Raw genomic sequence first — 7,279 nt, 5'->3', positions numbered from 1 at the left:
GGCCACGGCCGCGGTGCGCGCATCGCGACCGTGACGGGCTCGACGGCCGACCAGGTCGTGCTGCTGTTCGCGTGCGCGAAGGCCGGGGCGATGCTCGTGCCGCTGTCATGGCGGCTCACCGCGGGCGAGCTCGCCGAGCAGCTGCGCATCGCCGACCCGTCGCTCCTGCTCGTCGAGGACGACCACCGGCCGGTCGCCGAGGCCGCGCTCGCGCGCCTCGGCGAGCATCGCATCCCCCAGGCCACGCTCGGCGCCGCGGGCGTCGAGACCGCGGTCCCGGATGCGTCGACGCACCTCGGGCACGGAGCCCCCCAGGACGACGACGGCCTGCTCATGCTCTTCACCTCCGGCACGACGAGCGCGCCGAAGGCCGTCGTGCTCAGCCACGCGAACTGCGCGTGGAACAACCTCGCGCTCTCGCGCGCGACCCCGATGACGCCCGACGACGTCGTGCTGCAGGTGCTGCCGCAGCACCACGTCGCGGGCTGGAACATCCAGCCGCTGCTCGCGTGGTGGATCGGGGCGCGCGTCGTGCTCGAGCGCACGTTCGACGCGGGCCGTGCCCTCGCGCTCATCGAGCGGCACCGGGTGACGGCGACGATGGGCGTGCCGACGACCTACCGGGCGCTCATCCAGCACCCCGACTTCCACGCGCGCGACCTCTCGAGCATCCGGACGGCGATCGTCGGCGGCGGCATGCTCGACCCGCGCGCGACCGCGGAGCTGCGCCGACGGGGCGTGCCCGTGCTGCAGGGGTACGGCCTGACCGAGGCCGCCCCGAACGTCGCGCTCGCGCTCGACGCGAGCGACGACGGCACGGTGGGCCGGCCCTACCCGCACGTCGACGTCGCGCTGCTCGTCGACGGCCGCGTGCAGCACGGCCCCGGCGCGGGCGAGCTGCTCGTGCGCGGGCCCGCGGTCTTCCAGGGCTACTTCCGCGACCCCGAGGCGACCGCGGAGGCGCGGCTCGGGCCGTGGCTGCGCACCGGCGACCTCGTCGAGCGCGACGCGGCCGGGCGCATCCGCATCGTCGACCGCGTGAAGGACATCGTGCGCTCGGGCGCCGAGTCGATCGCGCCGATCGAGGTCGAGCTCGCGCTGCTCGAGCACCCCGCGGTCGCCGACGCCGCGGTCGCGGGCGTGCCGAGCGAGCGCTGGGGCGAGGAGCTCGTCGCGTGGCTCGTGCTCGACGAGCCCGCCGACGACGCGTCGCTGCGCGCGCACCTCGACGGGCGGATCGCCGACTTCAAGCACCCGAAGCGCTTCGTCGTCGTCGACGAGATCCCGCGCACGAGCACGGGCAAGCCGCTGCGGCGCGCGCTCGCGGCGGGCCTCGAGCGGCAGGGGGCCGACGCGTGAACGCGCCCCGCACGAAGCGCGGCGAGCAGACGAAGGCGAAGCTGCTCGCGGCGGCCGAGGCCGTCTTCGCCGAGCAGGGCTACCAAGCCGCGTCGATCGCGCGCATCACCGAGCGCGCGCACGTCGCGCAGGGCACGTTCTACCTGTACTTCGAGTCGAAGCTCGACCTGTTCGAGCAGCTCGTCGAGGACCTCAACCGGCGCGTCCGCAAGGCGATGAGCGACGGCGCCGCGCGCGGCTCGAACCGCGCCGAGGCCGAGCGCGAGGGCTTCCGCGAGTTCTTCGCCTTCACCGCCGAGCACCCCGCCCTGTACCGCGTCGTGCGCGAGGCCGAGTACGTCTCGCCCGGCGCGATGCGCGCCCACTACGAGCGCATCGTCGAGGGCTACCGCGAGGGCCTCGAGCGCGCCCGCGCCGCCGGCGAGATCGGCGACGTCGACCCCGAGGTGGCCGCGTGGGCGCTCATGGGCGTGGGCGAGATGATCGGCATGCGCTACGTGCTGTGGCCCACCGGCGACGACGGCGCCTACGGCACCGCCGCGACCCCCGTGCCCGACGACGTGTTCGACGAGATGGTCGCGTTCGTGCAGCGCGCGCTCGGCACCGCCGGCTCGACCCAGACCGCCGCCGCGACCGCGGCGCTGACCAAGGAGGACTCATGAGCACGCTCTCCGGCCGCAGGGCCGTCATCACCGGCGGAGCCGCCGGCATCGGCGCCGCGATCGCCCGCTCCTTCGCCGCGGAGGGCGCGCACGTCGTGATCGCCGACCGCGACGCTGCGGCAGCTGAGCAGCTCGCGAGCGAGCTCGGCGGCGAGGCGTGGGGGGTCGACCTGCTCGACGTCGCCTCGCTCGAGTCGCTGTCGCTCGAGGCCGACATCCTCGTGAACAATGCCGGCATCCAGCGCGTCGCGCCCATCCAGGACTACGAGCCCGAGATGTGGCGGCGCATCCACACCCTCATGCTCGAGGCGCCGTTCCTGCTGATCCGCGCGGCGCTGCCGGGCATGTACGAGCGCGGCTTCGGGCGCATCATCAACCTCTCGAGCGTGCACGGCCTGCGCGCATCCGCCTTCAAGTCCGCCTACGTCGCCGCGAAGCACGGGCTCGAGGGGCTCTCGAAGGTCACGGCGCTCGAGGGCGCGGCGCACGGGGTCACGTCGAACTGCATCAACCCGGGCTACGTGAAGACGGCGCTCGTCGAGGCGCAGATCGCCGACCAGGCGAAGACGCACGGCATCCCGGAGTCGGAGGTGCTCGAGAAGGTCATGCTGACCGAGGCCGCGATCAAGCGGCTTGTCGAGCCTGAGGAGGTCGCGTCGCTCGCGACCTGGCTCGCCGGCCCGCACGCCGGCATGGTCACGGGCACGTCGTACGTCATGGACGGCGGGTGGAGCGCCCGATGACCGCGACCGACGCGCCATCCGCCGAGCGGGCGCTGCGCGTGCCCGTCGCCGGCGGCGAGCTCGCCGCGACGGTGTGGCGGGCGGATGCGCCGGGCACGCCCGTCGTCGCGATCCACGGGATCACGGCGAACCACCGGTCGTTCTCGCCGCTCGCGGCCCGGCTCGACGCGCCGGTGCTCGCCGTCGACCTGCGCGGCCGCGGCGGATCGCGCGCGCTTCCCGCGCCGTACTCGATGGTGCAGCACGCCGACGACGTCGCGGCGGCGATCCGCGCGGCCGGCTTCGCGCGCGCGATCGTCGTCGGGCACTCGATGGGCGCGTACGTCGCGACGCGGCTCGCGAGCCGCCATCCCGAGCTCGTCGAGGCGGTCGTGCTCGTCGACGGCGGGCTGCCGCTGCGGCCCGCGCCCGAGGGCGCGCAGCTGAGCCCCGAGGACGTGCTCGGGCCCGCGATCGAGCGGCTGCGCATGACGTTCCCCGACGCCGAGGCCTACCGCGACTTCTGGCGGCAGCACCCGGCGTTCGGCCCCTACTGGAGCCCCGCGATCGAGGAGTACGTCGACTACGACCTCGTCGACGACGGCGCAGGCGCGCGACGCCCGTCCGCGAACCCCGACGCGGTCGTCGCGAACCTCGTCGAGCTCGACGGCCGCGACGGCTACGCCGAGGCGCTCGAGGCGCTCGAGGTGCCGATCGCGCTGCTGCGGAGCCCCCGCGGCCTCTTCGACGAGACGCCCGGGCTCTACGATGACGAGTGGCTCGCGACGTGGCAGTCGCGGCTGCCGCGCCTCGAGGTCGGCGACGTCGAGGGCACCAACCACTACACGATCCTGATGGGCTCGGGAGTCGACGCGGTCGCGGCCGCGGTCCGGCGCGCCGCAGCCGCGGGAGACGCACCACGAGAGGGAGCAGAGGCACGCTGATGGCGATCGACAAGACCTACGCGTCGGCGGCGGAGGCCGTCGCCGACATCCAGGACGGCGCGACCCTCGCGGTCGGCGGCTTCGGCCTCTCCGGCAACCCCATGGCGCTCATCCGCGCGATCGAGGAGCGCGGGGTCAAGCACCTCAAGGTGGTCTCGAACAACTGCGGCGTCGACGACTGGGGCCTCGGCCTGCTGCTCCGGAACGGGCAGATCGACAAGATGACCTCGTCGTACGTCGGCGAGAACAAGGAGTTCGAGCGCCGCTACCTCTCGGGCGAGCTCGAGCTCGAGCTCACCCCGCAGGGCACGCTCGCCGAGAAGCTCCGCGCCGGCGGCTCCGGCATCGCCGCCTTCTACACGCGCACGGGCGTCGGCACGCAGGTGCAGGAGGGCGGGCTGCCGCAGCTCTACAACGCCGACGGCACCGTGGCGAAGGCGTCCGCACCGAAGCCCACCGCGACGTTCGACGTCGACGGCGAGCCCAAGGAGTTCGTGCTCGAGGAGGCGATCACGACCGACTTCTCGCTCGTGCACGCGCTGCGCGGCGACCGCCACGGCAACCTCGTCTTCAACAAGGCCGCCCGGCAGTTCTCGCCGCCCGCGGCGATGGCGGGCCGCGTCTGCATCGCGCAGGTGGAGGAGCTCGTCGAGCCGGGCGAGATCGACCCGGATGCGGTGCACCTGCCGGGCGTGTTCGTGCACCGGATCATCGAGGTCGGCACCGACATCGAGAAGCGCATCGAGCGCCGCACGGTGCGAGAAGCGTAGAGGGCGAGAGGAGACCTGACATGGCGCTGACCAGGAACGAGATGGCCGCGCGGGCGGCGAAGGAGCTCGAGGACGGCATGTACGTCAACCTCGGCATCGGCCTGCCCACGCTCGTGCCGAACTACGTGCCCGACGACGTGACCGTCGTGCTCCAGAGCGAGAACGGCATCCTCGGCGTGGGCCCGTACCCGACCGAGGACGAGGTCGACCCCGACCTCATCAACGCCGGCAAGGAGACGGTCACGACGCTGCCGGGCACGTCGTTCTTCGACTCGGCCACGTCGTTCGCGATGATCCGCGGCGGCAAGATCGACGCGGCGATCCTCGGAGCGATGCAGGTGTCGGCCTCGGGCGACATCGCGAACTGGATGATCCCGGGCAAGATGGTGAAGGGCCCCGGCGGCGCGATGGACCTCGTGCACGGCGCCGCGAAGGTCATCGTGCTCATGGAGCACGTCGCGAAGGACGGCTCGGCGAAGATCGTCGACGCGTGCTCGCTGCCCCTCACCGGCAAGGGCGTCGTCGACCGCATCATCACCGACCTCGCCGTGCTCGACGTGACGCCCGAGGGCCTCCGGCTCGTCGAGCTCGCGCCCGGCGTGACGCTCGAGGAGCTGCGCGAGAAGACCGAGCCCGAGGTCCTCGCATGACGACGCTCCTGGACGGCATCGAGCAGCGCGCCGTCCGCACGGAGCGCCTCACCGCATCCGTCCTCCGCCACGGCTTCGAGGGCGCGCACGCCGACGCCCGGCCCATCGTGCTGATCCACGGCAACGTCTCGTCGTCGCTGTTCTTCCAGCCGCTCATGCAGGCGCTGCCGCGGCCGACGGTCGCGATCGACCTGCGCGGCTACGGCGACAGCGAGACGCTGCCGGTCGACGCGACGCGGGGGCTCCGCGACCTCTCCGACGACGTCGCGTCGGTGCTGGATGCGCTGGGCCTGTCGGACGCGCACATCCTGGGCTGGTCGATGGGCGGCGGGGTCGTCATGCAGCTCATGCTCGACCGGCCCGAGCTCATCCGCTCGGTCACGCTCATGGCGCCCGTGCCGCCGCAGGGCTTCGGCACGCGGCTCGACGGGTCCCTGTGCACGCCGGATGCGGCGGGCACCGGCGGCGGGGGAGCGAACCCCGACTTCATCGCGCGGCTCGAGGCGGGCGACACGAGCGACGAGGCGCCCACGAGCCCCCGCAGCGTGTTCCGCTCGAGCTACGTCGCGCCCGGCTTCGCCGACGAGCACGAGGATCTCTGGGTCGAGTCGATGCTCTCGACGAAGACGGGGCCCGACAACCAGCCGGGCGACGGGGTCGCGTCGGAGTCGTGGCCGGGCTTCGGGCCGGGCACGCGCGGCATCCTCAACACGATGTCGGCCGTGCACATGGATCTCACCGGCATCGTCGACCTCGACCGGAAGCCGCCGATCCTGTGGGTGCGCGGCGCGCATGACGCGATCGTCTCGGACGAGTCGTTCTTCGACTTCAACACGCTCGGCAAGCACGGCGTCGTGCCCGGCTGGCCGGGCGAGGAGGCGGCGCCGCCGCAGCCGATGGTGTCGCAGACCCGCGCGGTGCTCGAGCAGTACGCGGCGAACGGCGGCTCCTACGAGGAGGTCGTGTTCGAGCACGCGGGTCACTCGCCGCACATCGAGGACCCCGAGCGGTTCCGCGAGGCGCTGCTGCGGCACGTCGAGGCGAACGACTAGGCGATCGACCGCAGCCCGTGCGCGAGAGGCCCCGCATCCGTCCTACGGATGCGGGGCCTCTCGCCATCCAGGCGCCTACTCGGTCGCGGTGAGCGAGTCGACGTACTCCTGGTTCTCGGCGATCCAGGTCGCGACGATCTCGGGGTAGTCGTCGGCCGTCGCGCCGCTGTTGAACATCGCGTTCTCGAGCGAGAAGAGCAGCTCCGACTCCATCTCGAAGGCCTGCAGCCACGAGGTCAGCTGCGGGAAGTCCTCCTCGAAGCCCGTGCGGGCGATCGAGTGGATGCCCTCGGCGGCGCCGAGCGTGCCCTCAGGGTCCTCGAGGTCGCGGATCGCGAACTCGTCGTAGGCCCAGTGCGGGCGCCACAGCGTCACGACGATGTTCTCGCCCGCGTCGATGGCGCCGCTCAGCTCGGCGAGCATCGCGGGCGTCGACGAGGTCACGAACTCCATGCCCTCGAGGCCGTAGGTCGGGATGACGCTGTTCTGCGTCGCGCCCGTGAGGCCCGCCCCGGGCTCGATGCCCACGATGCGGTTGCCGAACGCGTCGGCGTTCTCGGCCAGCTCCGCGATCGAGGTGATCGGGGCGTCCTCGTTGACGGCGAGCGTGAGCACGGCGTCGTCGTTCCAAGCGCCGAGGTCGACGAGGTCGTCGCCGAACTGCTCCATGTAGTCGGCGTGCGTCATGGGCAGCCAGCCGTCGAGCGTGACGTCGTAGTCGCCGCCCGCGACGCCCGCGAAGACGGGCCCCGCGTCGGCGTACTCGAGCTCGACCTCGTAGCCCTGCTCCTCGAGGATCGCCTCCCACAGGTACGAGACGGCCTCGCCCTCCGGCCAGCCGTTGAAGACGCCGATCGTGAGGTCGGTCTGGTCGGTCGTCACCGCAGCGTCGCCCTCCGGCGCCTCCGCCTCCGAGCCGCTCGACGAGCAGCCCGCCAGGGCCAGCGCGCCGACCGCGGCGACCGCGGTCGCGCGCATGAATCGCTTGTGCATGGTGTGTCCTCTCTCGTTCCGTATCTCTCGTCCGTCGGCGGCCGCGGGCCGCCGAAGTCTCAGCGGGCGCTGCCGGCCGGCGCCGCCTCGGCGGCCGCCGCGGCGGCCACGTCGCGCGGCGATGGCG

Annotated in this window: 8 protein-coding genes; 7 read left to right on the top strand and 1 reads right to left on the bottom strand. The window is 72.9% G+C overall.

What is annotated here, in order from left to right; translation table 11 throughout:
* The 7 genes from NWP09_RS10430 to NWP09_RS10400 all read left to right on the top strand — a co-directional run.
* A partial coding sequence (locus NWP09_RS10430) for a class I adenylate-forming enzyme family protein (protein WP_258275450.1) occupies window positions 1-1,359 on the top strand: 1,359 nt, incomplete at its 5' end.
* Complete coding sequence (locus NWP09_RS10425) at window positions 1,356-2,021, top strand: TetR/AcrR family transcriptional regulator (RefSeq protein WP_258275449.1); 666 nt, start codon at window positions 1,356-1,358, stop codon at window positions 2,019-2,021. The genes NWP09_RS10430 and NWP09_RS10425, both read left to right, overlap by 4 nt.
* Window positions 2,018-2,764, top strand: coding sequence for a 3-hydroxybutyrate dehydrogenase (locus tag NWP09_RS10420; RefSeq protein ID WP_258275448.1), 747 nt, complete (start codon window positions 2,018-2,020; stop codon window positions 2,762-2,764). Before NWP09_RS10425 ends, NWP09_RS10420 begins: the two co-directional genes overlap by 4 nt.
* Window positions 2,761-3,687 carry an alpha/beta fold hydrolase gene (locus tag NWP09_RS10415; protein ID WP_258275447.1) on the top strand — a complete coding sequence of 309 codons (927 nt, stop codon included), beginning with the start codon at window positions 2,761-2,763 and terminating at the stop codon, window positions 3,685-3,687. The genes NWP09_RS10420 and NWP09_RS10415 overlap by 4 nt, the downstream gene beginning before the upstream one ends.
* Window positions 3,687-4,457, top strand: a complete 771-nt coding sequence (locus NWP09_RS10410; RefSeq protein WP_258275446.1) for a CoA transferase subunit A — start codon at window positions 3,687-3,689, stop codon at window positions 4,455-4,457. Before NWP09_RS10415 ends, NWP09_RS10410 begins: the two co-directional genes overlap by 1 nt.
* A 20-nt stretch (window positions 4,458-4,477) precedes the next feature.
* Complete coding sequence (locus tag NWP09_RS10405; protein ID WP_258275445.1) at window positions 4,478-5,107, top strand: CoA transferase subunit B; 630 nt, start codon at window positions 4,478-4,480, stop codon at window positions 5,105-5,107.
* Window positions 5,104-6,159 (top strand): alpha/beta fold hydrolase, encoded by a 1,056-nt coding sequence (locus tag NWP09_RS10400; protein WP_258275444.1) that lies wholly within the window; start codon window positions 5,104-5,106, stop codon window positions 6,157-6,159. Before NWP09_RS10405 ends, NWP09_RS10400 begins: the two co-directional genes overlap by 4 nt.
* 75 nt (window positions 6,160-6,234) lie before the next feature.
* Here the strand turns inward: NWP09_RS10400 and NWP09_RS10395 are convergent, their stop codons facing one another.
* Entirely contained in the window at window positions 6,235-7,152 is a 918-nt protein-coding gene (locus NWP09_RS10395; protein WP_258275443.1) for a glycine betaine ABC transporter substrate-binding protein, read from the bottom strand.
* Window positions 7,153-7,279: the final 127 nt, after the last annotated feature.

The organism is Agrococcus sp. HG114 (assembly GCF_024723325.1).
Taxonomy (GTDB): Bacteria; Actinomycetota; Actinomycetes; order Actinomycetales; family Microbacteriaceae; genus Agrococcus.
This window is presented reverse-complemented; position numbering and strand designations above follow the sequence as displayed.

Excerpts from the sequence above, each read along its gene's own strand:
- NWP09_RS10400 (WP_258275444.1), top strand. The coding sequence starts at position 5,104 with ATGACGACGCTCCTGGACGGCATCGAGCAGCGCGCCGTCCGCACGGAG.
- NWP09_RS10395 (WP_258275443.1), bottom strand. The coding sequence starts at position 7,152 with ATGCACAAGCGATTCATGCGCGCGACCGCGGTCGCCGCGGTCGGCGCG.
- NWP09_RS10410 (WP_258275446.1), top strand. The coding sequence starts at position 3,687 with ATGGCGATCGACAAGACCTACGCGTCGGCGGCGGAGGCCGTCGCCGAC.
- NWP09_RS10420 (WP_258275448.1), top strand. The coding sequence starts at position 2,018 with ATGAGCACGCTCTCCGGCCGCAGGGCCGTCATCACCGGCGGAGCCGCC.
- NWP09_RS10415 (WP_258275447.1), top strand. The coding sequence starts at position 2,761 with ATGACCGCGACCGACGCGCCATCCGCCGAGCGGGCGCTGCGCGTGCCC.
- NWP09_RS10405 (WP_258275445.1), top strand. The coding sequence starts at position 4,478 with ATGGCGCTGACCAGGAACGAGATGGCCGCGCGGGCGGCGAAGGAGCTC.